The organism is Mesorhizobium sp. M0771 (assembly GCF_040320155.1).
Taxonomy (GTDB): Bacteria; Pseudomonadota; Alphaproteobacteria; order Rhizobiales; family Rhizobiaceae; genus Mesorhizobium.
On sequence record NZ_JAMYPC010000004.1, the window covers coordinates 211,005 to 232,268 of the forward strand.

28 protein-coding genes are annotated in these 21,264 nt (G+C 63.3%); 23 read left to right on the forward strand and 5 right to left on the reverse strand.

Going from position 1 to position 21,264, the window contains the following annotated elements:
- Position 1: 1 nt before the first annotated feature.
- Positions 2-256: an acyl carrier protein gene (locus NKI05_RS08365; protein ID WP_023671226.1), complete on the reverse strand. Its 255-nt coding sequence runs from the start codon at positions 254-256 to the stop codon at positions 2-4.
- A gap of 235 nt (positions 257-491) precedes the next feature.
- Here NKI05_RS08365 and NKI05_RS08370 point away from each other — a divergent pair, with 235 nt between their 5' ends.
- The 5 genes from NKI05_RS08370 to NKI05_RS08390 are packed head-to-tail and all read left to right on the forward strand — an operon-like array spanning position 492 to position 2,848.
- Positions 492-1,313, forward strand: coding sequence for an urease accessory protein UreD (locus NKI05_RS08370; protein WP_081726189.1), 822 nt, complete (start codon positions 492-494; stop codon positions 1,311-1,313).
- 30 nt (positions 1,314-1,343) lie between these two features.
- Positions 1,344-1,646, forward strand: a complete 303-nt coding sequence (locus tag NKI05_RS08375) for an urease subunit gamma (protein WP_023671228.1) — start codon at positions 1,344-1,346, stop codon at positions 1,644-1,646.
- A gap of 10 nt (positions 1,647-1,656) precedes the next feature.
- Positions 1,657-1,911: a DUF1272 domain-containing protein gene (locus NKI05_RS08380; RefSeq protein ID WP_023671229.1), complete on the forward strand. Its 255-nt coding sequence runs from the start codon at positions 1,657-1,659 to the stop codon at positions 1,909-1,911.
- A 29-nt stretch (positions 1,912-1,940) separates the two neighbouring features.
- A complete protein-coding gene (locus NKI05_RS08385; protein ID WP_023671230.1) occupies positions 1,941-2,534 on the forward strand; it encodes a HupE/UreJ family protein in 594 nt (197 codons plus the stop codon).
- Between the two features lie 8 nt (positions 2,535-2,542).
- Positions 2,543-2,848 (forward strand): urease subunit beta, encoded by a 306-nt coding sequence (locus tag NKI05_RS08390; RefSeq protein ID WP_023671231.1) that lies wholly within the window; start codon positions 2,543-2,545, stop codon positions 2,846-2,848.
- A 26-nt stretch (positions 2,849-2,874) separates the two neighbouring features.
- Here NKI05_RS08390 and NKI05_RS08395 read toward each other — a convergent pair whose 3' ends face one another.
- Together NKI05_RS08395 and NKI05_RS08400 are read right to left on the reverse strand one after the other, a co-directional pair.
- Positions 2,875-3,372, reverse strand: coding sequence for a hypothetical protein (locus tag NKI05_RS08395; RefSeq protein ID WP_023689155.1), 498 nt, complete (start codon positions 3,370-3,372; stop codon positions 2,875-2,877).
- Between the two features lie 123 nt (positions 3,373-3,495).
- The gene (locus NKI05_RS08400) at positions 3,496-3,858 is read right to left on the reverse strand and encodes a hypothetical protein (protein WP_023671233.1); all 363 of its coding nucleotides are present in this window, start codon (positions 3,856-3,858) and stop codon (positions 3,496-3,498) included.
- A 180-nt stretch (positions 3,859-4,038) separates the two neighbouring features.
- Between NKI05_RS08400 and ureC the strand changes: the two genes are divergently transcribed.
- The 8 genes from ureC to NKI05_RS08440 all read left to right on the forward strand — a co-directional run bounded on the left by ureC (position 4,039) and on the right by NKI05_RS08440 (position 10,280).
- A complete protein-coding gene (gene ureC, locus NKI05_RS08405; protein WP_031195771.1) occupies positions 4,039-5,751 on the forward strand; it encodes an urease subunit alpha in 1,713 nt (570 codons plus the stop codon).
- Between the two features lie 92 nt (positions 5,752-5,843).
- A complete protein-coding gene (locus NKI05_RS08410; protein ID WP_023816007.1) occupies positions 5,844-6,437 on the forward strand; it encodes a hypothetical protein in 594 nt (197 codons plus the stop codon).
- Between the two features lie 42 nt (positions 6,438-6,479).
- Positions 6,480-7,085, forward strand: coding sequence for a glutathione S-transferase family protein (locus NKI05_RS08415; RefSeq protein WP_023683600.1), 606 nt, complete (start codon positions 6,480-6,482; stop codon positions 7,083-7,085).
- Positions 7,082-7,684 carry an urease accessory protein UreE gene (ureE, locus tag NKI05_RS08420; protein WP_023689158.1) on the forward strand — a complete coding sequence of 201 codons (603 nt, stop codon included), beginning with the start codon at positions 7,082-7,084 and terminating at the stop codon, positions 7,682-7,684. The genes NKI05_RS08415 and ureE overlap by 4 nt, the downstream gene beginning before the upstream one ends.
- Positions 7,677-8,363, forward strand: coding sequence for an urease accessory protein UreF (locus NKI05_RS08425; protein WP_023689159.1), 687 nt, complete (start codon positions 7,677-7,679; stop codon positions 8,361-8,363). The genes ureE and NKI05_RS08425 overlap by 8 nt, the downstream gene beginning before the upstream one ends.
- The gene (locus NKI05_RS08430) at positions 8,360-8,800 is read left to right on the forward strand and encodes a DUF3995 domain-containing protein (RefSeq protein WP_023683597.1); all 441 of its coding nucleotides are present in this window, start codon (positions 8,360-8,362) and stop codon (positions 8,798-8,800) included. The genes NKI05_RS08425 and NKI05_RS08430 overlap by 4 nt, the downstream gene beginning before the upstream one ends.
- A 13-nt stretch (positions 8,801-8,813) precedes the next feature.
- Positions 8,814-9,446 (forward strand): urease accessory protein UreG, encoded by a 633-nt coding sequence (gene ureG / locus NKI05_RS08435; protein WP_023671240.1) that lies wholly within the window; start codon positions 8,814-8,816, stop codon positions 9,444-9,446.
- A 66-nt stretch (positions 9,447-9,512) separates the two neighbouring features.
- The gene (locus NKI05_RS08440) at positions 9,513-10,280 is read left to right on the forward strand and encodes a class II aldolase and adducin N-terminal domain-containing protein (protein WP_023711372.1); all 768 of its coding nucleotides are present in this window, start codon (positions 9,513-9,515) and stop codon (positions 10,278-10,280) included.
- An 81-nt stretch (positions 10,281-10,361) separates the two neighbouring features.
- Here the strand turns inward: NKI05_RS08440 and NKI05_RS08445 are convergent, their stop codons facing one another.
- Positions 10,362-10,994, reverse strand: coding sequence for an HAD family hydrolase (locus NKI05_RS08445; RefSeq protein ID WP_023671242.1), 633 nt, complete (start codon positions 10,992-10,994; stop codon positions 10,362-10,364).
- Between the two features lie 220 nt (positions 10,995-11,214).
- Between NKI05_RS08445 and NKI05_RS08450 the strand changes: the two genes are divergently transcribed.
- On the forward strand, positions 11,215-12,174 hold the full coding sequence (locus tag NKI05_RS08450; protein ID WP_023689163.1) for a sugar-binding transcriptional regulator: 960 nt from the start codon (positions 11,215-11,217) through the stop codon (positions 12,172-12,174).
- Between the two features lie 22 nt (positions 12,175-12,196).
- Here NKI05_RS08450 and NKI05_RS08455 read toward each other — a convergent pair whose 3' ends face one another.
- Complete coding sequence (locus tag NKI05_RS08455) at positions 12,197-12,382, reverse strand: hypothetical protein (RefSeq protein WP_023689164.1); 186 nt, start codon at positions 12,380-12,382, stop codon at positions 12,197-12,199.
- Positions 12,383-12,492: 110 nt separating this feature from the next.
- Here NKI05_RS08455 and NKI05_RS08460 point away from each other — a divergent pair, with 110 nt between their 5' ends.
- From NKI05_RS08460 to NKI05_RS08500, 9 genes are all read left to right on the forward strand, one after another.
- Complete coding sequence (locus tag NKI05_RS08460) at positions 12,493-13,401, forward strand: LysR substrate-binding domain-containing protein (protein ID WP_023671245.1); 909 nt, start codon at positions 12,493-12,495, stop codon at positions 13,399-13,401.
- A gap of 112 nt (positions 13,402-13,513) precedes the next feature.
- The gene (locus NKI05_RS08465; protein ID WP_155923262.1) at positions 13,514-13,855 is read left to right on the forward strand and encodes a hypothetical protein; all 342 of its coding nucleotides are present in this window, start codon (positions 13,514-13,516) and stop codon (positions 13,853-13,855) included.
- Positions 13,856-14,097: 242 nt separating this feature from the next.
- Positions 14,098-15,408: an ABC transporter substrate-binding protein gene (locus NKI05_RS08470; protein WP_023746514.1), complete on the forward strand. Its 1,311-nt coding sequence runs from the start codon at positions 14,098-14,100 to the stop codon at positions 15,406-15,408.
- A 119-nt stretch (positions 15,409-15,527) separates the two neighbouring features.
- The gene (locus NKI05_RS08475; protein WP_023671249.1) at positions 15,528-16,400 is read left to right on the forward strand and encodes a carbohydrate ABC transporter permease; all 873 of its coding nucleotides are present in this window, start codon (positions 15,528-15,530) and stop codon (positions 16,398-16,400) included.
- A gap of 11 nt (positions 16,401-16,411) precedes the next feature.
- Entirely contained in the window at positions 16,412-17,236 is an 825-nt protein-coding gene (locus NKI05_RS08480) for a carbohydrate ABC transporter permease (protein WP_023671250.1), read from the forward strand.
- A gap of 50 nt (positions 17,237-17,286) precedes the next feature.
- Positions 17,287-18,291, forward strand: a complete 1,005-nt coding sequence (locus NKI05_RS08485) for an ABC transporter ATP-binding protein (RefSeq protein WP_023689168.1) — start codon at positions 17,287-17,289, stop codon at positions 18,289-18,291.
- Positions 18,288-19,058 (forward strand): L-iditol 2-dehydrogenase, encoded by a 771-nt coding sequence (locus NKI05_RS08490; RefSeq protein WP_023683590.1) that lies wholly within the window; start codon positions 18,288-18,290, stop codon positions 19,056-19,058. Before NKI05_RS08485 ends, NKI05_RS08490 begins: the two co-directional genes overlap by 4 nt.
- A gap of 46 nt (positions 19,059-19,104) precedes the next feature.
- Positions 19,105-20,583 (forward strand): mannitol dehydrogenase family protein, encoded by a 1,479-nt coding sequence (locus NKI05_RS08495; RefSeq protein ID WP_023689169.1) that lies wholly within the window; start codon positions 19,105-19,107, stop codon positions 20,581-20,583.
- Between the two features lie 11 nt (positions 20,584-20,594).
- The gene (locus tag NKI05_RS08500; RefSeq protein WP_023816006.1) at positions 20,595-21,254 is read left to right on the forward strand and encodes an HAD family hydrolase; all 660 of its coding nucleotides are present in this window, start codon (positions 20,595-20,597) and stop codon (positions 21,252-21,254) included.
- Positions 21,255-21,264: the final 10 nt, after the last annotated feature.

The window sequence follows — 21,264 nt, forward strand, 5'->3', positions numbered from 1 at the left end:
CTCAGGCTTTTTTCGCAATCAGCGCGCGAACAGCCTCAACCATATCGCCGACATTCTTGAGATTGCTCCAGGCATCGACCGTGTTCATCTCGATCTCGATGCCGTACTGCTCCTCGAGATCGAAGATGATCTCGGTCAGTTCCAGGGAATGGATGCCAAGCGCGGTCAATTCCGTATTGGTGGTGATCTCTTCGCCACCGGGCTCCGCATGTGCCCTGATCTTGGCGATGATTTCCGTTGCCAGCTCGTCAGCCATTCGATTCCTTCCCCAATTTTATAACGTCGCGGTGCCGATTGGTTGGCGCCCCTGTTGCCTGGACTGAAATCGCCGTCGCCTTCAAAAACCCGCCAGGCGCAGCATGACCGTTCCAAAGAGGCTCCCTCTATAGAAACGGAAACGCTGTCAAGCAACAAGCTATATCAACAAGCACCATATCGACAAAGCGCCGGGAGTGCTTAACGTTAGCGCCGTGGATACGTTGCAGCATGTCTTGATCCCAGCTCTTCCGGCCCAGCGCGCGGCCGGGGCGGCCCGGCTTGCGTGCGGCGTCAGGGATGGACGCACCCGGCTTTTGCGCCTCTATCAGGACGGCTCGGCCAAAATCCGCATGCCGGCCGTTGCGGCCGATCCGCTCGAAGCCGTGCTCATCAACACCGCCGGCGGTCTGACCGGCGGCGATCGGCTCGGCTGGGAAATCGATGTCGGGCCAGGTGCCTCCGCCTCGATAACCACCCAGGCCTGCGAAAAGATCTATCGTGCCGCTAGCGACCGCGCCGAAGTTCGGGTGAAGCTCAGCGTCGGCGCGGGCGGGCGTATCGCCTGGCTGCCCCAGGAAACCATCGTCTTCGACCGCTCGGCCTTTGCCCGCACGCTCGAGGTCGAGCTTGCCGCAGGCGCCGAGGCATTGCTGCTTGAAGCCACCATATTCGGCCGCCTCGCCATGGGCGAAGAGGCCGCGCACGGCCATTTCCACGACCGTTGGCGTGTCCGCCAGGATGGTGCGCTCGTTCATGCCGAGGATTTCCGCATCGGGCCGGCTATCGCGGCGGCACTTGGCCGCCCGGCGGTCGCCGGCGGCGCCATTGCCGCTGCGACGCTGCTGATGGTCTCGCCGCAGGCCGAAGCCTTGCTCGATCCGGCCCGCGACATCGTCGGCGCCGACGGCGATGCCAGCGCCTGGAGCGTCAAAAAATCTGGCAAGCTTCTTGCGAGGCTGTTTGCCGAGGACGGCTATCAGCTGCGCAAGCGGCTGGTTCCGCTCGTCGAACTGCTCAACGGGCGGGCGGGTCTGCCCAAATTATGGTCACTCTGAGCCAAATACAGGCCAAATCCAGGAAAGCGCATGAACCTGACGCCGCGTGAAAAGGACAAGCTGCTCATCGCCATGGCGGCGATCGTGGCGCGCAAGCGGCTGGAACGCGGCGTCAAGCTCAATCACCCCGAAGCGATCGCGCTGATCACCGATTTCGTCGTCGAGGGCGCCCGCGACGGCCGCCCGGTCGCCGAACTGATGGAGGCCGGCGCCCATGTCATCACCCGCGCGCAGGTGATGGAAGGCATCGCCGAGATGATCCACGACGTGCAGGTCGAGGCGACCTTTCCCGACGGCACCAAGCTGGTGACCGTTCACGAACCGATCAGGTGAGGAGAAAACGATGCTGGAGCTGCGACCGAATTGCGAATGCTGCGACAAGGACCTGCCGCCGGAAGCGGCGGACGCGCTGATCTGCACCTTTGAATGCACCTTCTGCGCTGACTGCGCTGAACATGTGCTGGGCGGCGTCTGCCCGAACTGCGGCGGCAATTTTTCCGCACGCCCGATCCGCCCAGTGGAGAAACTGGTGAAATATCCGGCCTCGACCCAACGCGTGCTCAAGGCCGAGGGCTGCGGCCCGCGCAAGGCTGCGTGATTGTTTTCGTGACTTCGAAGGGAAGACCGATGATCTCTGCTTCAACCAAACGCACCACGCTTGCAGCGATCCTGCTGCTGGCGGCGGCGATGCCCGCCTATGCCCATGTCGGCATCGGCACGACCTCGTCCTTCGCGGCGGGCTTCGCGCATCCGCTGTCCGGCCTCGACCATATGACCGTCATGGTAGCCGTCGGCCTGTGGGCGGCGCTCAAGGGCGGCAAGGCGATCTGGGCCTGGCCGCTGGCCTTTGTCGGCGTCATGCTGGTCGGCGGCGCGCTCGGCATGCTCCACGTGCCGGTGCCTTTCGTCGAACCGGGCATCCTTGCCTCCGTCGTCGCGCTTGGCTTGCTGGTGGCGTTGGCGGTCGATCTGCCGGTCTCGGCCGGAGTCGCCATCATCGGCCTGTTCGCGCTGTTCCATGGCCATGCCCACGGCACCGAAGTGCCGGAAAATGCAGGTGGGCTTGACTATATGGCCGGCTTTGCCGTTGCCACCGCACTTCTCCATGCCATGGGCATCGCTGCCGGCCTTGGCCTCGGCATGCGCTTTCGCGGGCTTGCCCGCGCCGCTGGCGCCGCTTGTGCTGCAGTCGGCGGCGGCCTGGTCTTCGGCGTTTTGTGAGGCTAACGATGATTCCCGGCGAAATCATCACCGCAAGCGGCGACATCGAGCTCAACAAGGGGCTGCCGACGGTGACGCTGAAGGTCGCCAACAGCGGCGACCGGCCGATCCAGGTCGGCAGCCACTACCATTTCTTCGAGACCAATGAGGGGTTGAAATTCGACCGCGACAAAGCGCGCGGCATGCGTCTGGACATTGCCGCCGGCACCGCGATGCGCTTCGAACCGGGACAAGAGCGGGACGTCACGCTGGTGCCGTTCGGAGGAAAACGCGAGGTCTACGGTTTTCAGCAGAAGATCATGGGCAGGCTGTGAGATCGACGGGGTCGGGCGCCCTGAGGTCAGTTCGACGGCCTGGCCGCCGCGTAGATGACGATTCTTGCCGAGCCGTCGAATTCCACCGCAAGGACGTCTTCCGTAAGCACGCGCCGCGAATCGATGGCGTTGAACAGCAAGGCGTTGGCGTCGATCTCCTTGCGCAGTTCCGCAATGTCATCCTGATGCTGTTCGACCTTGCTCTCGACCGCCGGCGGCGGGCCGCCTTCGCTGCGCGCCGCGTCGGTGAGGAAGACGATATCCACAGTATCGAGCTTGGACGTCTTGCGCACGGCGCCGATGTTCTCACGCGTCCGCTCGATCGCGGTGATGATCTTGTTGGTCTGTGGTTCCGTCCGCGCCTCCTCCTGCCGGACATCGGAGCCGACGATCCTGTTGACGGTGTCGGCCCGGTTGACGGCGTCAGCGCTTTCAAGACCTTGCGCGGCTTGCGGGCCGAAAGCTGCGAGAAATGTGCAGGCAGCAAGGCTCTGGAGCCATCTGGTGTCGGCAAAGACAGGCATTGCTCGCTCCTGGTGGACTTTTCTGTGCAACGCCGTTCGGCGCCAAAGGAACGAAACGCCTCCTGTCGGGCGAAGGTTCCCTGTGGGCTGGCGGGCCGGGTGCCGGCCCGCCAAGCGCTTCTTTCAGCTTGCCTTCTTGGTGACAAGGGTCAGCGCGCCATCGGTGGTCATGCTGGCGGCGACCACCTGTGCCGAGGTGAGCCCCTTGGCTTCGAGCGCCGACTTGATCTGCGGCGTCGCGTCGATCGAAGAGCGCAGTTTCTGCAGCCCGGCATCGCCACGCTGGGCGATCACCTGATTGACCTGCGTCTGGGTGGCCTTGGGCAATTCGCTGATATCGACGATGTTGACCTTCTGGATCGCCGGCGCCGCCGGCTGAGCGCTGGGCGCCGCCGGCTTCGGTTGCGGCGTGGGCTGCTGCTGGGCGCCGGCTACGGTTGCGGAGGCCAGCGTGGCGGCGGCTGCAAGAACGATGATTTTGCGCATGTATTTTCCTTTCATCGATTTGGCCAAGGGTTTGGCAAACGGGCGGTTTGGGGTGGCACGGCCACCTCAACGGCCAAATGGGATCAGAAGGTGTCGCCGAGCGGGTCATTGCATGACCATTGGATGGCGACGATGTGGAGTTCGGCTGCGGCCGGACTCTCGTTTGGGGAGCATTGACTGATGGCTAGAATTACCCGCGCCGCCTACGCGCAGATGTATGGCCCGACGGTCGGCGACAGAGTGCGCCTGGCCGATACCGAGCTGTTTATCGAGGTCGAAAAGGACCTCACCGTCCATGGCGAGGAGGTGAAATTCGGCGGCGGCAAGGTCATCCGCGACGGCATGGGCCAGAGCCAGGTGTCGCGCGCCGGCGGCGCGGTCGACACGGTCATCACCAACGCGCTGGTGGTCGATGCCACTGCCGGCATCTTCAAGGCCGATATAGGTCTCAGGGACGGCCGCATCGCGGCGATCGGCAAGGCCGGCAATCCCGACACGCAGGACGGTGTCACCATCATCATCGGCCCCGGTACCGAGATCATCGCCGGCGAGGGCAAGATCCTGACCGCCGGCGGCTTCGACGCGCACATCCACTTCATCTGCCCGCAGCAGATCGACGAAGCGCTGATGTCGGGCATCACCACCATGCTCGGCGGCGGCACCGGCCCGGCGCATGGCACGCTGGCCACCACCTGCACGCCGGGACCCTGGCACATGGCGCGCATGATCCAGTCCTTCGACGCTTTCCCGATGAACATCGGCCTGTCCGGCAAGGGCAATGCCTCGCTGCCGGCGGCGCTCGAGGAAATGGTGCTGGGCGGCGCCTGCTCGCTGAAGCTGCACGAGGACTGGGGCACGACGCCGGCGGCCATCGACTGCTGCCTGTCGGTTGCCGACGATTACGACGTGCAGGTGATGATCCACACCGACACGCTGAACGAATCCGGCTTCGTCGAGAACACCGTCGCCGCCATCAAGGGCCGCACCATCCACGCCTTCCACACCGAGGGTGCCGGCGGCGGCCATGCGCCTGACATCATCAAGGTTTGCGGCCTGCCCAACGTCATCCCGTCCTCGACCAACCCGACCCGGCCCTACACCGTCAACACGCTGGCCGAGCATCTCGACATGCTGATGGTCTGCCATCATCTGTCGCCGTCGATCCCCGAAGACATCGCCTTTGCCGAAAGCCGCATCCGCAAGGAAACCATCGCGGCGGAAGACATTCTGCATGACATCGGCGCCTTCTCGATCATCTCGTCGGACTCGCAGGCAATGGGCCGCGTCGGCGAGGTGGCGATCCGCACCTGGCAGACCGCCGACAAGATGAAGCGCCAGCGCGGGTCATTGCCGCAGGAGACCGGCAACAACGACAATTTCCGCGTCCGCCGCTACATCGCCAAATACACCATCAACCCGGCAATCGCGCATGGCCTTTCCAGGGACATCGGTTCGATCGCGGTCGGCAAGCGCGCCGATCTGGTGCTGTGGAACCCAGCCTTCTTCGGCGTCAAGCCCGACATGGTGCTGATCGGCGGCATGATAGCCGCAGCCCCGATGGGCGACCCAAACGCCTCTATCCCGACACCGCAGCCGATGCACTACCGCCCGATGTTCGGCGCCTATGGCAAGGCCAGGACCAACTCGTCGGTGACCTTCGTTTCGAAGGCGGCGCTGGAGTCCGGCCTGCATGGCAGGCTCGGCGTCGACAAGCAGTTCGTCGCGGTCGAAAATACCCGCGGCGGCATCGGCAAGCACTCGATGATCCTCAACGACGCCACGCCGCATATCGAGGTCGATCCCGAAACCTATGAGGTTCGCGCCGATGGCGAACTCTTGACTTGCGAGCCGGCAACCGTGCTGCCGATGGCGCAGCGGTATTTCCTGTTTTGAGGCGGCGGCACCGACCGGCTCGCAACGGAATTTGCCGGGTCGATCAAATCGCCCCTCGCAATATGCGGCTCAAAGAAACCGCGTAGCAGGTCATGGCCACCGAAATAGCCTCCGCCCACGATATCTTCCCGCATATCCGCATCGTCATGGGCATGGTGATCGGACTTGGCGTCGCTCGCCTGCTGTCGGGGGTGGCGCGCATCGTCCAGCATCCCGGCCAGTACAGGCTCTATCCCGTGCACCTCGGCTGGGTCGCCTCCATGCTGTTGCTGCTGGTGCACTTCTGGTGGTGGGAGTTCGGCCTCTACACCATAGAGGTCTGGACTTTCGGCAAGTACCTGTTCCTGATCTTCTACGCCATCACGCTGTTCCTGCTGTGCGCGCTGCTGTTTCCGGATTCGATGCTCGACTACACCAGCTACGAGGATTTCTTCTATTCACGCCGTGGCTGGTTCTTCGGCCTGCTGGCGACGAGCTATCTGCTCGACGTCGTCGACACGCTGCTGAAGGGTCCCGAGCATTTCGCCCGCTACGGCAATGAATATCTGTTCCGAACGCCGGTTTTCGTGGTGTTGTGCATCGCCGCCATACTGGTGCGTGACCGCCGCTTCCACATCGCCTTCGTCGCCGGCACGCTGATCTATCAGATATCGTTCATCCTGCGGCTCTTCGACACCATCGTCTGAACAGTGGCTATGGTTTAGGGTCGCAGGAAAGAGGGTTCAACCATGTACAAGGCCATCGGATCGCGTGGATCCCGCGTCAGCCGCGTTCTGTGGATGCTCGAGGAACTCGGGCAGCCCTATGAATTCGTCGAGGTCAAATTGCGTTCGCCCGAAGCCTATGCGCTCAACCCGTCGGGCAAGGTGCCGATCCTGATCGATGGCGAACTGACGGTGACTGATTCGGCGGCAATCTGCGTCTATCTCGCCGACAAGCACGCCGACAAAGGCATGGGCGCCAATCCAGGTGTGGCCGGACGCGCCGAAATGGATTCCTGGATGCATTTTGCCCAGTCCGAGTTCGAAGCGCCGCTGTGGAACAAGCTGCGCCACCGCTTCCTGTTGCCGAAGGACGTGCGGGTCGATGTCGGCCCCGCCGCCGCCTACGATTTCGCCTCGGAGGCCAAGGCGCTCGACGGCCGGCTGGGGGATCGGGAGTTTGCGCTGGGCGACCGGTTTTCCGCCGTCGACGTGCTGTTGGGCGACATGGGCGGCTGGGCCCGCGCCGGAAAATTTCCGATCGAATCCGAGCGCGTCAACGCGTATTTCGACCGCGTCCTGGCGCGGCCTGCCCGTGCGAGAGCCCAGGCTAACGGTGGAGCCATGCGATGAAACTCAACCTGAACACCGACTTCACCAAGTTCCCCCGGGCCGTCTCGGTGGTGCCTGCCGGCACTGCCGGAACTACGCCGCCATCCGGCCGTGCCGTCCTGCCCCATGACGAGCGTCATTTGCGCCGCCGCGCCATCGAGCTTGCCGACGGCAGCAAGGTGCTGGTCGACCTGCCCGAACCCGTGACCTTGAACGATGGCGACCGGCTGGTGCTGGAGGATGGCGGCCAGGTCGAGATCACCGCGGCACCCGAAGAGGTCTACGACATCCGCGCCCGCCACGCCGTGCATCTGACCGAACTCGCCTGGCATATCGGCAACCGGCATCTGGCGGCTGCGATTGAGCCCAGCCGCATCCTGATTTTGCGCGACCATGTTATCAAGGCTATGCTGGAAGGGCTGGGCGCCACGGTGCGCGAAGTCTCCGAACCGTTCAAGCCGGTGCGCGGCGCCTATTCCGCCCAAGGTGCGCATGGTCATGATCATGGCCATGCGCATGCGCACGCCGAAGCGCATTCCCATGATGGACGTTCCCACGCACACAGCGAGTCGCATTCGCACAGCCATTCCCATGACGGGCATCATCACGATCATGACTGACCAGCCGTCCGGCATCGCTTTGCTGCGGCTCATGGCGTGGCTGTCGCCGGCCTTTCCGGTCGGCGGCTTTGCCTACAGCCATGGTCTCGAACGCGCCGGGCAAGACGGGCTGGTTGCCGATACCGCCAGCCTCGCCTTCTGGCTGGAGACGCTGGTCGAGATGGGCTCGGGCTGGAACGACGCCGTGCTCTTCGCGGAAAGCTGGCGCCGCGCCCGCGACGGCGGCGACCTCCATGAAGGCGACCTCCATGAAATTGCCGATCTCGCCGAAGCGCTGGCCGGCTCGCGTGAGCGCCACACCGAAACCATGCTGCAAGGCGCCGCCTTCCTGAAAGCGGCAGCGGCGTGGGCGAATCCGGTATTGGGCCGCCTGCCGGCCGAATGCGCCTACTGTGTCGCCGTCGGCGCCGTTGCCGGCGGCAACGGCATCGCGCTTCAGGACGCGATGTCGGCCTTCCTGCAGGCCTTCTTCTCCAACCTCGTCCAGGCGGCGATCCGACTCGGAATCGTCGGCCAGACGGACGCTATGGCCTTGCTCGCCGGCTTCGAGCCGTTGGCGCTGTCGACGGCCGCGCGCGCCGCCGGCTCGACATTGGACGATCTCGGCGGCTGCGCCTTCATCTCCGACATCATGGCGATGAAGCACGAGACGCAGTATTCCAGGCTGTTCCGCTCATGATCGTCCTCGCCTTCGCCCTCTCGGCCGTCCTGCTGCTGATCACCGCGCTGCATGTCTATTGGGGCCTTGGCGGCATCTGGCCGGGCAGGGACGGCGTCTCCTGCGCCCACGCCGTCGTCGGCTTTCGCGGCGTCGACGAGATGCCGACGCCGTTTGCCTGTCTCGCCGTTGCCGCGTGCCTGTGCCTCGCAACCCTGTGGCCGCTGGCGCTGACCGGGGTCTTCGCCACCCCCTTTCCAAGGGAAGGCCTTGCCGCCACAGCGCTGCTCATAGGGCTGGTCTTCCTCGGCCGCGGCATTGCCGGCTTCACGCCGTGGTGGCGCCGTCTTGCGCCGGAACAGCCTTTTGCGCGGCTCGATGTCAGCTTCTATTCGCCGCTCTGCCTGTTGATCGGGCTCAGCTTCGCCATCCTCGCCATCACGGAGTTTTCGGCATGACGGATTTTTCGCTATGACTCAGGCCAACGGTCCCCTGCGCATCGGCATCGGCGGTCCCGTCGGCTCCGGCAAGACGACATTGACGGAAAAGCTCTGCAAGGCGCTGCGCGACGATTTCTCCATCGCCGTCGTCACCAACGACATCTACACCAAGGAAGACGCCATGATGCTGGCTCGCCTGCAGGCGCTGCCTGAGGACCGCATCGTCGGCGTGGAGACCGGCGGCTGCCCGCACACCGCCATCCGTGAGGACGCCTCGATCAATTTGCAGGCGATCGCCGGGCTGAACAGGAAATTCCCCGATCTCGACATCGTCTTCATCGAATCCGGCGGCGACAATCTTGCCGCCACCTTCTCGCCGGACCTTGCCGACCTGACCCTCTATGTCATCTCGGTTTGCCAGGGCGAGGAAATCCCCAGGAAGGGCGGGCCGGCGATCACCCGTTCCGATTTCCTGGTCATCAACAAGAGCGATCTGGCGCCCTATGTAAACGTCAACCTCGATGTCATGGAGAGCGACGCCGCCCGAATGCGGGGCAAGCGCCCGTTCGGCTTCACCGATCTATCGCGCGGCAAGGGACTGCAGGAAGTCATCGACTTCATCGTCGAACATGGCGGGCTGCAGTCGGCCCGCTCGGCGGCCTGACCCAGTACTTACCGGTTGCTGGTCGGCATTGGGCGCGGCATTCTCGGGGAAATGGAGGATTTTTTGATGAGCATCGCCCGTTTGCAGAAAGAGCCGCTGACCAACCTGCCCTATTATGAGGAGCGCGTCGACCTTGCCGCCGCCTTCCGCTGGACGGCGCGGCTCAACATGCATGAAGCCGTGGCCAACCACTTCTCGCTGTCGGTCAACGAGGCCGGCAGCAAATTCCTGATGAACCCCAACCAGGTGCATTTCTCGCGCATCAAGGCGAGCGACCTTTTGCTGATCGACGCCAACGATCCCGAGACATTGTCCGGCCCGAATGCGCCCGACCCGACCGCCTGGGGTCTGCACGGCGCCATTCACCGCAACGTGCCGCATGCGCGCTGCGCCATGCATGTGCATTCCATTCATGCCACTGTGCTTGCATCGCTGGCCGACTCGACTCTGCCGCCGATCGACCAGAACTCGGCCATGTTCTTCAACCGCCACGTCGTCGATGCCCACTATGGCGGGCTGGCCTTCGAGGAGGAAGGCGAGCGCTGCTCGCAACTGCTCACCGACCCTAAGGTCAAGGTGATGGTGATGGGCAATCACGGGGTCATGGTCATCGGCGACACCGTTGCCGACGCCTTCAACCGCATGTTCTATTTCGAGCGTGCCGCCGAGACCTACATCAAGGCGCTGTGGACCGGCCGTCCGCTGCGCACGCTCTCCGACGCCATTGCCGAAAAGACCGCCAGCGAAATGGACGACTATCCCGGCCAGGCGGAGCGTCACCTTGCCGAGCTGAAGGCGATCCTCGACGAGGAGGAGCCGGTGTACCGCAGCTGAATGAGTTCACCCTTCTCCCCGTTCACGGGGAGAAGGTCCCGGCAGGGGGATGAGGGGCAGCGCCGACGTTCATAGGCTCACTCAGAGTCCCAACTGAGCCCGCAACTCTTCCGCACTGTTGATCACGACAGCGCCCTTCGGTCCTGCCATCGGCGCTTCCGGCCAGAAGATCGTCCGCATCCCCGCGGCCAGGCCTGATGTGGCGCCGGTAACGCTGTCGTCGACGGCCACCGCGTCTGAAGGATCGACGCCGGCCAGCCACGCGGCGCGCAGGAACGGTTCGGGATGCGGCTTGCCTTCGCGCACGTCGTTTCGGCTGATCGTGCGCATGCCGGGATAGATCAGGCCGACGGCGCTCAGATTTGCATCGACGATCACCCGGTCGGAATTGGACACCACCGCCTGCTGCACGCCGAGCGCGCGCAACTCGTTGAACACTTCGATCGCGCCGGGGCGCGGCTTCAGCGTCTCGGCCATCGGCATGTAGTGATCGTATTTGCGCACGATCCAGTCGTCGAAGGGCAGGTCGAGGCCGAACTCGCTGCGCAGCATCTCGTAGACCGGTGCGGCGGCGACGCCCAGCACCCGCTCATGCAGGTCGGCCGGCGGCGTGATACCGACGCTGCGCAGCGCCGCCACCAAGGCCGCCTCGTGCAGCGGCTCGCTGTCGACCAGCGTGCCGTCCATATCCCAGAAAACCGCTTTCGGCGTCATGCGAGGCTCCTTTGCCGATCCCCTTAAAGCGTTTGTATCAGGAGATAAACCGCCGAGCCCGTCCGCTGGCGATTTTCGCTGGGTTGGTTGCCGCGCGGCGGCCGGATCGAAGCAGCAAGCAATTGTCTTCCCGATTGAACAATTGCGCGCCGACACATTCCCTGCAAGACTACGACGCTTCGCCCGAGGGCGCGCAAAGGGGCAGGGCTGGAGGCACATTTTGAATTCGCGGCAAGATGGCGGCAGCAGCAGGCTGGACGAGGCAGCGCGCGCCGGCTGGCTTTATTATGTTGCCGGCAACACCCAGGACCAGATCGCCGCCACGCTCGGCATTTCCCGGCAGACGGCGCAGCGGCTGGTGTCGCTGGCGGTGTCGGAGGGGCTGATCAAGGTTCGCGTCGATCACCCGATCGCCAATTGCCTTGATCTCGCAGCTAGACTGAAGTCACGCTTCGCGCTCGACCTCGTCGAAGTGGTGCCGAGCGATCCAACCTCATCCTCGACCACGATCGGCATTGCCGAGGCGGCCGCGGCCGAGATCGAGCGGCGGCTGCGGTCACCGACGCCCATCGTCTTGGCCATCGGCACCGGCCGCACGCTGAAGGCGGCGATCGAGCAATTGCCGCCGATGGAATGCTCGCAGCACAAGGTTGTGTCCTTGACCGGCAACATCTCGCCCGACGGTTCGGCCGCCTTCTACAACGTCATCTTCACCATGGCCGACCGGGTCAAGGCCCGCTCGTTCCCGATGCCGCTGCCGGTCATCGCCTCGTCGCCGGAAGAGCGCGAGATGCTGCTTGCCCAGCCGATGATCCAACCGACGCTGGCGCTGGCCGCGGAAGCCGACGTCACCTTTGTCGGCATCGGCGATCTCGGCCCGAAGGCGCCGCTCTACGAGGACGGTTTTATCTCGGAAAGCGAGCTGAAGGCTTTGCAAAAGGCTGGCGGCGTCGCCGAGATCGTCGGCTGGGTGTTCGACCGGGAAGGCCGCATGATCGAGGGCATCACCAACGACCGGGTATCGTCGGCAGCCTTGCCGTCACGCGAAAAGTCGCTGGTCATTGCACTCGCCATGGGCGAACGCAAATTGCCGGGCATCCTGGCCGCGGTGAACCGCCGGCTGGTCAATGGCCTCATCACCGACGAGCGGACCGCCACGGCCCTACTCGACGGCGCCTGATCTGGTGATAAAATCGGCACTGCTATTTGTGCCGTCCGCAAACATCATTTCCATCGAGGAAACCCATGTCGCGCTGCAGATGCGGCGACAACTCCCGGACGTCGACGTAGCCGCGTCGGCGGTGCACAAGCAGGGAAAATTCATGCACCAGCAGGGAAAACCAGCTCTGCGCCGGGGTCGAATGGAGCTTTTGCTGTACCGTGGTCATGATCTTCAGCCTCCGCTATGCTTGAACTTGATTGATCGTTGACACCAGATATCGGCCTGATTGCCTCTTGCCGCCAATCAAACGTCGATCACGACCCATAAGGAGGGCTTATGCCCGATCTCAAGGCACCACAGCTCGCCCAGTTGCCGCCGCTGCAGGCCATCAGGGTGTTCGAAGCCGTCGCGCGGCATCTCTCCTTCACCAAGGCCGCGCAGGAACTCGGCATGACGCAGGCCGCCGCCAGTTATCAGATCAAGCTTCTGGAAGAGCGCATCGGTTCGCCGCTGTTCCTGCGCCAGCCGCGACAGATTGTGCTGACGGAACCCGGCCAGCGCCTGGCGCCCGCCGTCAGCGAGGCGTTCAGCCTGCTCTCAAGCGCCTATTCCGCCGCGCGTGGGGGCGCCGATGGTGTGCTGTGTGTCTCGACGCTGCTGACCTTCGCCTCGAACTGGCTGGCGCAGCATCTCGGCTCCTTCCAGGTCGCGCATCCGTCGCTGGCGGTGCGCGTCGATACCTCGAACAGGGTGATCGATTTTGCCCGCGAGGACATGGACATCGCTATCCGCTCCGGCAGCGGCAAGTGGCCTGGAGTGGAGACCCATCTTTTGTTCAAGGCCGATTTCACCCCGGTGCTGAGCCCGGCACTCGCTGCCACCATAGGTGGCGTCCACGAACCCGCCGACCTGTTCAAGCTGCCCATTCTCGATCCCGGCGACATCTGGTGGCGGGAATGGTTCGCCCTTGCCGGCGTCCCGGCGGACGAACTTGCCAGGCGCACCGGCACCAGCATGGGCGCGCAGGCCTATGAGGCGAACGCGGCCATCGCCGGCCATGGTGTGGCGATCCTGACCACCGCATTGTTCAAGACCGAGCTCGCCGCCGGCCGCCTGATCCAGCCCTTCGACCTAGTCGGCGACGACGGCCACGCCTATTGGCTGGTCTACCCGACGGCGCGTCGCAACGTGCCGAAGATAAAAGCCTTCCGGGACTGGATCCTGGCCGAGATCGCCTGCGCCTGAGGGCGAGCGACTCGCGGATTGATTTCCGAGATGCAAAGCGAGCCATGGATCCGCGACGAATGCTCGCTTTCGCGGACAAACAGCTGCGATCGGGCCACCCGGTTAACCAAGCTTGACAAAAACGCTGTCGATATCACTCGCCCGGCATAGGCTTGTGCTTGTGACGACCCAATTGAGCAGGATCAATCGTCTGCAGATTGAAACAGGGTCGATCAGCCGGCTGATGAAAGTCTATCGCGTCGAAGAAATCGAAAACAACACCGTGCGCACGACGCAGGTGATCGAAGCATTTACGCCGTTTCAAGCTGCCGTGAAGGCAATCGGCCGGGAAGTTAGGCTGCGCAAGGACGAGCCCAGCTGGATCCAGGTGACGGAAGTGCTGACCAGAGCCAAGCAAACACGCGACGGCAGGGTTTTCGAATATTCCGTCGGAAGCTACCCGTCCCACGGCTGACGGGCTGGGCCCCATCGCTCCCTTGGCGCCATGATTGGGTTGCGATGGGTCGGCATCTACCCGCTCTCACATCCCGTGCAAACAGCTTCCCAAATCCGTTCAATATCCTCTACGCGCGCAACGCCGCGCTCCGCCTTGCGTGCTGCGCTGCAGCATCGAATCTGGCTTGACATAATTTATGCCAAGTGAGTAATTGCCCATTACCAAGGCAAATGCTCATCTTGGTTCATGGGAGGAATTTGATGAAACTGCGCACGCTCACCCTGGGCTTGTTGTCGGCCAGCGCTTTCGCTTTTGCCGCACACGCCGAATCCATCACCATCGCCACGGTCAACAATGGCGACATGGTCCGCATGCAAAAGCTGACGGACGACTTCACCAAGGCGAACCCCGACATCCAGCTGAACTGGGTCACGCTCGAAGAGAACGTGCTGCGCGAGCGCGTCACCACCGACATCGCAACCAAGGGCGGCCAGTATGACGTGATGACGATCGGCACCTACGAGGTTCCGATCTGGGCCAAGCAGAGCTGGCTGTTGCCGCTCGACAAGCTCGGCGACGACTATGACGCCAAGGACATCATCCCGGCCATCGCCGGCGGCCTCTCGGTCGACGGCAAGCTCTATGCCGCGCCCTTCTACGGCGAAAGCTCCTTCGTCATGTACCGCAAGGACCTGATCGAGAAGGCCGGGCTGACCATGCCCGATGCCCCGACGTGGGACTTCATCAAGCAGGCCGCCGACAAGATGACCGACCGCGCCAATGGCGTGAACGGCGTATGCCTGCGCGGCAAGGCCGGCTGGGGCGAGAACACGGCGTTCCTGACGGCCATGTCCAACTCGTTTGGCGCCCGCTGGTTCGACGAGAACTGGAAGCCGCAGTTCGACCAACCGGAATGGAAGAACACACTGCAGTTCTATGTCGACCTGATGAAGGCCGACGGTCCGGAAGGCGCTTCGTCCAACGGCTTCAACGAGAATCTGGCTCTGTTCCAGCAAGGCAAGTGCGGCATGTGGATCGACGCCACCGTGGCGGCGTCCTTCGTCTCGGATCCGAAGGCCTCGAAGGTGGCCGACAAGGTCGGTTATGCTTTGGCGCCGGACAATGGCCTCGGCAAGCGCGCCAACTGGCTCTGGGCATGGTCGCTGGCGATCCCCGCAGGCACGCAGAAGGCGGAATCCGCCCAGAAGTTCGTCTCATGGGCGACCAGCAAGCACTATGCCGAACTGGTCGCTTCCAAGGAAGGCTGGGCCAACGTTCCTCCGGGAACGCGTTCCTCGCTCTACGCCAATCCCGAGTACCAGAAGGCGGCCCCGTTCGCCAAGATGACGCTGGACTCGATCAATGCCGCCGATCCGGCGCATCCGACGGTCAAGCCGGTGCCCTATGTCGGTGTGCAGTTCGTCGCCATTCCTGAGTTCCAGGGCCTCGGCACAACCGTTGGCCAGCTGTTCTCGGCGGCGCTCGCCGGCCAGACCAGCGTAGACGACGCGCTCAAGCAGGCGCAGGACGCCGCCACGGCGACCATGACCGAAGGCGGTTATATCAAGTAAGGCTCCTCCCGGTGCCGAATGCCGGTCGCCTCCTTGGCCGGCAACGGCCGCCCGAATCCCAGTTCGGGCGGCCCCTTTCACACACCTGAAAATTTGGCTGACCTTGAAGGGTGACCGTCATGGCTACTCAGCAGACCCGTTCGCTTGCCCGCTTTATGTTGGCGCCATCCGTGGTGCTGCTGTTCGTCTGGATGATCGTGCCGCTGGCACTCACGATCTGGTTCTCCTTCCAGCAGTACAATCCGCTCAATCCGATCCGCGACGGGTTTGTCTGGTTCTCGAATTACTCGCTGTTCTATTCCAACCCGGCATTCCTGCAGTCGATCCTCAACACGCTGGTCCTGGTGGGCAGCGTGCTGCTGATCACCGTCATCGGCGGCATCATGCTGGCGCTGTTGATCGATCAGCCGATGTGGGGACAGGGGATCGTCCGCATCCTCGTCATCTCTCCGTTCTTCGTCATGCCGCCGGTGGCTGCACTTGTCTGGAAGAACATGATCATGCACCCGCAATACGGCGTCTTTGCCGACATTGCGCGCTTCTTCGGGGCTCAACCGATCGACTGGTTCGGGCAGCATCCGATGCTTGCCATCATCATCATCGTCGCCTGGCAATGGCTGCCCTTCGCAACGCTGATCCTGCTGACCGCATTGCAGTCGCTCGACGGCGAGCAGAAGGAAGCCGCCGAGATGGACGGCGCCGGCTTCGTCAGCCGCTTCATCTATCTGACGCTGCCGCACATGTCGCGCGCCATCACCGTCGTCATCCTGATCCAGACCATCTTCCTGCTGTCGGTCTATGCCGAAATCCTGGTCACCACCAATGGCGGACCCGGCTATGCCTCCACCAACCTGCCCTTCCTCGTCTACCAGAAGGCATTGCTGGAGTTCAAAATCGGCCAGGCATCGGCCGGCGGTGTCATCGCCGTCATTCTCGCCAACATCGTCGCCTTCTTCGCCATGCGCGCGGTCGGCAAGAACCTGGACAAGTAAGGGAGGATACGATGGCACGTGCAGTCACCACCCAACACAAGGTCATTGCGACAGGCGCCGCCTGGATCGTCGCGCTGCTGATCTTCTTCCCGATCCTCTACACGATCATCACCTCGTTCAAGTCGGAGCAGGAGGCCATCCAGGGCTTCGCGCTGATCCCGTCGGGGACGTTCGAGAGCTATACCGAGGTCCAGGCGCAGAGCGGCTACTTCAAGTTCTTCTTCAACTCGGTGCTGCTCTCGGTCGGCTCGACCATCCTGGCCCTGATCGTCGCGGTTCCGGCCGCCTGGTCGATGGCCTTCTCGCCGGGCAAGTGGACCAAGGACATCCTGATGTGGATGCTCTCGACCAAGATGATGCCGGCGGTTGCCGTGCTTTTCCCGATCTACCTCATCTTCCGCGATGCCGGACTGCTCGACAGCCGCATCGGCCTGATGATCATGCTGATGCTGATCAACCTGCCGATCGTGATCTGGATGCTCTACACCTACTTCCGCGAAATCCCCGGCGAGATCCTGGAAGCGGCACGCATGGACGGCGCCACCCTGTGGGGCGAGATCGTCTATGTGCTGACCCCCATGGCCGTGCCGGGCATCGCCTCGACCATGCTGCTCAACATCATCCTGGCGTGGAACGAAGCGTTCTGGACCATCCGCCTGACCACCACCGAGGCGGCGCCGCTGACGGCCTTCATCAGTTCGTTCTCAAGCCCGCAAGGCCTGTTCTGGGCCAAGCTTTCGGCGGCATCGACGCTGGCCATCGCGCCCATCCTGATCATGGGCTGGTTCAGCCAGAAGCAGCTGGTGCGCGGCCTGACCTTCGGTGCGGTAAAATAACGGACGTTGCCTGAAGCAATCCGGCCAAATAACCCCTCGGGGAGGAAACCATGGGAAACATCACGCTCAAGAACGTCTCCAAGCATTTCGGATCGACGGTCATCATTCCAGGCCTCGACCTCGTCATCGAGAATGGCGAGTTCGTCGTCTTCGTCGGGCCGTCGGGTTGCGGCAAGTCCACGTTGCTGCGCCTCATTGCCGGGCTCGAGGACACCAGCGGGGGCACCATCAACATCGATGGCCGTGACGTCACCGGCGAGGCGCCGGCCAAGCGCAAGCTGGCCATGGTGTTCCAGTCCTATGCGCTCTATCCGCATATGACGGTGGCCAAGAACATCGGCTTCCCGCTGAAGATGGCGGGCGAGGATGTGGCGACGATCGACAAGAAGGTGAAGGACGCGGCCCGGGTCCTCAACCTCACCAACTATCTCGAACGCCGGCCCGGCCAGCTCTCCGGCGGCCAGCGGCAACGCGTCGCCATCGGCCGCGCCATCGTGCGCCAGCCCTCGGCATTCCTGTTCGACGAGCCGCTGTCCAACCTCGATGCTGCACTGCGCGGCACCATGCGGCTCGAAATCAGCGAGCTGCACCATCAGCTCAAGACGACGATGGTCTACGTCACCCACGACCAGATCGAAGCTATGACCATGGCCGACAAGATCGTCGTGCTCAACGCCGGCAACATCGAACAGGTCGGCTCGCCGATGGAACTCTACAAGTCGCCGAAGAACCTGTTCGTGGCGGGCTTCATCGGTTCGCCGAAAATGAACCTGATCGAAGGTGCGCCGGCGGCCAAATACAACGCCAAGACCATCGGCATTCGTCCTGAGCATATGGGGATATCGACCACCGCGGGTGACTGGAAAGCCCTTGTCGGCGTCGCCGAGCATCTGGGCTCCGACACCTTCCTGCATGTCCAGGCCGACGGCGTCGGTCCGCTGACGGTACGCGCCGATGGCGAACTGGCCGTACGCCACGGCGACACCATCTATTTGACGCCGGACAAGGTCCGCATGCATCGCTTCGGCCCCGACGGAAAGGCGCTGACGCAGTGAGACTGAAAGGCAAATCGGCGCTGATCACCGGATCCGCGCGCGGCATCGGCAGGGCTTTTGCCGAAGCCTATACGCGCGAGGGTGCCACGGTGGCCATTGCCGACATCAATCTGGCGGCTGCCGAAAACACGGCCGCCGAGATTGGCGCCAACGCCTATCCGGTCAGGCTCGACGTCAGCGACCTTGCTTCGATCCAGGCGTCGGTCAAGGCGGTCGAAACAAAGACCGGCGGCCTCGACATACTGATCAACAATGCTGCCTTGTTCGACCTGGCGCCGATCGTCGAGATCACCGAAGCGAGCTATGACAAATTGTTCTCCGTCAACGTCGCCGGCACTTTGTTCATGCTGCAGGCAGCGGCGCGTTCGATGATCGCAAGGGGCAAGGGCGGCAAGATCATCAACATCGCCAGCCAGGCAGGACGGCGCGGCGAGCCGCTGGTCGCCGTCTATTGCGCCACCAAGGCCGCGGTGATTTCGCTGACCCAGTCCGCCGGGCTCGACCTGATCAAGCACCGCATCAACGTCAATGGCATCGCGCCCGGCGTCGTCGACAGCGATATGTGGGATGAGGTCGATGCGCTGTTTGCCAAATATGAGAACCGGCCGAAGGGCGAGAAGAAGCGGCTGGTCGGCGAGGGCGTGCCCTATGGCCGCATGGGCAAGCCGGAGGACCTGACCGGCATGGCGGTCTTCCTGGCCAGCGACGACGCCGAATACATCGTCGCCCAGACCTACAATGTCGATGGCGGCCAATGGATGAGTTGATGGGCCGGGATCACGAAGGCCGCAGCCCGGCCAAAAGGGTAGAAAAATGACCGTGAAACTCTCCTCCTCGATCCTCTCGGAACTCCCCGCCAAGGTCGCCGGTCCCAGATATGATCGCTCCAGGCTCAAACCCGGTATCGTCCATTTCGGCGTCGGCAATTTCCATCGGTCGCATCAGGCGGTCTACCTCGACGATCTCTTCAATGCAGGCATCGGCCATGACTGGGCGCTGGTCGGCGCCGGGGTCTTCGAGGGCGAAAAAATCGGTCGTTCCAAGCTGCAGGAGCAGGACTGGCTGACCACCGTGGTCGAGCAGGATTCCGACCATATGAGCGCCCGCGTCACCGGCGTCATGATCGATTTCCTGACGCCCGGCGATGCGGATGCGATCATCGACCAGCTCGCCGATCCGGCGATCAAGATCGTCTCGCTGACCATCACCGAAGGCGGGTATTTCATCGATCCGGCCTCGGGAAAGTTCAACCCGACCCATCCTGATATCGTTGCCGACGCGCAGGCAGGTACGACGCCGAAGACGGTGTTCGGCCTCATCCTGGCCGGGCTGATGCGCCGCCGGGCCGACGGCATCGTGCCGTTCACCGTCATGTCCTGCGACAACATCCCTCACAATGGCCATGTCACCTCGGATGGCGTCATCGGCCTCGCCCGGCTGATCGACGAGGATCTGGCAAACTGGGTCAGCGACAATGTCGCCTTTCCCAACGGCATGGTCGACCGCATCACCCCCGCCACCTCCGACCGCGAGCGCGGCATTCTCGCCACCGAGTTCGGCCTCGAGGACAACTGGCCGGTGTTCTGCGAGCCGTTCAAGCAATGGGTGCTGGAAGACCGTTTCACCGACGGCCGCCCGCCGCTGGAAAAGGTCGGTGTGCAATTCGTGAGGGATGTCGCGCCCTATGAGCTGATGAAGATCCGCATCCTCAATGGCGGTCATGCCACGATCGCTTATCCCGCAGGGTTGATGGACATCCATTTCGTCCATGAGGCGATGCAGGAGCCGCTGGTGCGCGGCTTCCTCGCCAAGCTCGAGCATGACGAGATCATCCCGACCGTGCCGCCGGTGCCGGACACCGTGCTGGAGGATTATTACCAGCTCATCGAGCACCGCTTTTCCAACCCGAAGATCGGCGACACCATCCGCCGGCTTTGCCTCGACGGTTCCAACCGGCAGCCGAAATTCATCATCCCGACCATCGCCGACCGGCTGAAAGCCGGGAAGAGCGTTGCGGGTCTCGCGCTGGAATCGGCGCTGTGGTGCCGCTATTGCTTCGGCACCACCGACAGCGGCGCCGACATCGAAGCCAACGATCCCAGCTGGGACCGGCTGCAGGCAACCGCCAAGGCGGCGAAGGATGCGCCCGGCGCCTGGCTTGCGATGGAGGACATCTATGGCGATGTCGGCCGCTCGGCGGCGTTCGCCGAGGCCTTTGCCCATGCGCTCAACGTCTTGTGGGCGAATGGCACGCGCGCGACGCTGACGCGCTACATCTCCGGCAAGCTCTGACGCCAGCCGCAATGACGCCCGAACTGGTCATCTTCGACTGTGACGGCGTGCTGGTCGACAGCGAGGCGCTGTCGGTTTCGGCTCTGCTCGGCATGATCTCTGCCGCCGGGGGCTCGGTCAGCGAGGATGCGGCCTACGAGCATTTCCTCGGCAAGAGCATGAAGAGCGTGCGCGAGATACTTCTTCGCGATTTCACCATCGACATCACCGACGTGCACCTGACCGATATGCGCGTCGAGCTGATGCGCAAATTCCGCGAGGAGCTGAAGCCGATTCCCGGCATCAGCGACATCCTGCCGAGGCTGGGCGTGCCCTGCTGCGTCGCTTCCTCCGGCACGCTCGACCGCATTCGCTATGCGCTCGACGTTACCGGCCTGCTCGGCCTGCTCGAGCCCCATCTGTTCAGCGCTGCCATGGTCGCGCGCGGCAAGCCGGCGCCGGATCTTTTTCTCCATGCCGCCGCTGCTATGCGCGCGCATCCCGGTAATTGCATCGTAATCGAGGACAGCCCTGCCGGCATCGCGGCGGCGCATGCGGCCGGTATGCGCGTCTTTGCTTTCACCGGCGGTTCGCACGCCGGCAACCCGGCCTTGAAAGCGCGGCTTGCGTCGAGTGAACCGGACTTTATATTCGCGGACATGCTGCAATTGCCCGATCTGATTGCAGGCTAGAGCATGATGC

Coding starts and splice junctions, on each gene's coding strand:
- NKI05_RS08410 (WP_023816007.1), top strand. CDS start 5,844: ATGGCCACCGAAATAGCCTCCGCCCACGATATCTTCCCGCATATCCGC.
- NKI05_RS08390 (WP_023671231.1), top strand. CDS start 2,543: ATGATTCCCGGCGAAATCATCACCGCAAGCGGCGACATCGAGCTCAAC.
- NKI05_RS08365 (WP_023671226.1), bottom strand. CDS start 256: ATGGCTGACGAGCTGGCAACGGAAATCATCGCCAAGATCAGGGCACAT.
- NKI05_RS08395 (WP_023689155.1), bottom strand. CDS start 3,372: ATGCCTGTCTTTGCCGACACCAGATGGCTCCAGAGCCTTGCTGCCTGC.
- NKI05_RS08425 (WP_023689159.1), top strand. CDS start 7,677: ATGACTGACCAGCCGTCCGGCATCGCTTTGCTGCGGCTCATGGCGTGG.
- NKI05_RS08400 (WP_023671233.1), bottom strand. CDS start 3,858: ATGCGCAAAATCATCGTTCTTGCAGCCGCCGCCACGCTGGCCTCCGCA.
- ureG (WP_023671240.1), top strand. CDS start 8,814: ATGACTCAGGCCAACGGTCCCCTGCGCATCGGCATCGGCGGTCCCGTC.
- NKI05_RS08475 (WP_023671249.1), top strand. CDS start 15,528: ATGGCTACTCAGCAGACCCGTTCGCTTGCCCGCTTTATGTTGGCGCCA.
- ureE (WP_023689158.1), top strand. CDS start 7,082: ATGAAACTCAACCTGAACACCGACTTCACCAAGTTCCCCCGGGCCGTC.
- NKI05_RS08500 (WP_023816006.1), top strand. CDS start 20,595: ATGACGCCCGAACTGGTCATCTTCGACTGTGACGGCGTGCTGGTCGAC.
- NKI05_RS08440 (WP_023711372.1), top strand. CDS start 9,513: ATGAGCATCGCCCGTTTGCAGAAAGAGCCGCTGACCAACCTGCCCTAT.
- NKI05_RS08385 (WP_023671230.1), top strand. CDS start 1,941: ATGATCTCTGCTTCAACCAAACGCACCACGCTTGCAGCGATCCTGCTG.
- NKI05_RS08445 (WP_023671242.1), bottom strand. CDS start 10,994: ATGACGCCGAAAGCGGTTTTCTGGGATATGGACGGCACGCTGGTCGAC.
- NKI05_RS08415 (WP_023683600.1), top strand. CDS start 6,480: ATGTACAAGGCCATCGGATCGCGTGGATCCCGCGTCAGCCGCGTTCTG.
- NKI05_RS08380 (WP_023671229.1), top strand. CDS start 1,657: ATGCTGGAGCTGCGACCGAATTGCGAATGCTGCGACAAGGACCTGCCG.
- NKI05_RS08430 (WP_023683597.1), top strand. CDS start 8,360: ATGATCGTCCTCGCCTTCGCCCTCTCGGCCGTCCTGCTGCTGATCACC.
- NKI05_RS08455 (WP_023689164.1), bottom strand. CDS start 12,382: ATGACCACGGTACAGCAAAAGCTCCATTCGACCCCGGCGCAGAGCTGG.
- NKI05_RS08460 (WP_023671245.1), top strand. CDS start 12,493: ATGCCCGATCTCAAGGCACCACAGCTCGCCCAGTTGCCGCCGCTGCAG.
- NKI05_RS08485 (WP_023689168.1), top strand. CDS start 17,287: ATGGGAAACATCACGCTCAAGAACGTCTCCAAGCATTTCGGATCGACG.
- NKI05_RS08480 (WP_023671250.1), top strand. CDS start 16,412: ATGGCACGTGCAGTCACCACCCAACACAAGGTCATTGCGACAGGCGCC.
- NKI05_RS08495 (WP_023689169.1), top strand. CDS start 19,105: ATGACCGTGAAACTCTCCTCCTCGATCCTCTCGGAACTCCCCGCCAAG.
- NKI05_RS08375 (WP_023671228.1), top strand. CDS start 1,344: ATGAACCTGACGCCGCGTGAAAAGGACAAGCTGCTCATCGCCATGGCG.
- ureC (WP_031195771.1), top strand. CDS start 4,039: ATGGCTAGAATTACCCGCGCCGCCTACGCGCAGATGTATGGCCCGACG.
- NKI05_RS08470 (WP_023746514.1), top strand. CDS start 14,098: ATGAAACTGCGCACGCTCACCCTGGGCTTGTTGTCGGCCAGCGCTTTC.